Source organism: Bartonella jaculi (genome assembly GCF_039543045.1).
Lineage (GTDB): Bacteria > Pseudomonadota > Alphaproteobacteria > Rhizobiales > Rhizobiaceae > Bartonella > Bartonella jaculi.
This window is the reverse complement of record NZ_BAABIZ010000159.1, coordinates 1-798: the sequence shown is the minus strand read 5'-3', so window position 1 is coordinate 798 and position 798 is coordinate 1. Positions and strand designations below refer to the sequence as shown.

The 798-nt window shown below is 46.4% G+C and carries 2 protein-coding genes; both read right to left on the bottom strand.

Features of this window, described 5'->3' with window-relative positions; genetic code table 11:
* The coding region (locus tag ABD915_RS09950) for a ParB/RepB/Spo0J family partition protein (RefSeq protein ID WP_345117803.1) at positions 1-469 on the bottom strand (469 nt) is incomplete at its 3' end.
* Positions 469-798 (bottom strand): hypothetical protein (locus ABD915_RS09945; RefSeq protein WP_345117801.1); only part of this gene is annotated, 330 nt, incomplete at its 5' end. The genes ABD915_RS09950 and ABD915_RS09945, both read right to left, overlap by 1 nt.

Sequence of the window (798 nt, the reverse complement as noted above, 5' to 3'; positions counted from 1 at the left end):
TTGAAGAGGCATCTTCGTTTGTTTGAGCAATTCGGTCAACTTGACCGAATTGCTCTTTTTTAACCTTATATTGATTACTACCATCTCCACCACGCTTAATTTCCCCATACTTCTTTTCCCACAATTCGCGGTACGTCTGCACAAACAAAGCGCGGTCAATTACTGACAGTTCATTGCGAAACAAATTCTCTGCAACCTCTAAAAGCGCAGCATTTTCTTTATCGGCTTGCACCACAACCGCATCAATAGCGCTATACCCTAAAAGCTCCGCCGCCCGTAATCGATGCGCCCCCGCAATCAACGTATAATGCCCCTCTTTCGCATTGGGCGTATGGCGCACGGTAATCGGATTCATCAACCGTTCTCGTGCCATCGATTGGGCAAGCGCCTTGGCATGCTCATCATCAACAGGGCGTATACGCTCCGGTACAACAATCAAATCTAAAGCAATCTCTTGAAAACGTGCCATTATCCAACCGCCTTGTCCATTTCTCGTAAAAACAAATCCATCGCACGCCCCGCCCATCTTCGATAGGCTCTAGCAAAGACAGGCTCCTTTAATCGCCGATTAATCACTTGGAGTGACAGAGAGATAGAAGTCCGCTGCCGTTCTTGTATAGCGACAATACGCCGCCGTGGAACCTCAAACTGATAATGCAAAATATGAATAGCAATCTGTCGTGCTAATGCCGCATCAAATAAGCCATGCGGGGGGTCAATAATATATCGGATTGGCAAATGCCGAAATCCACCACTCACTGCCTTAAAAGAACAGGAAAGCATAATTTGTAATCGTTC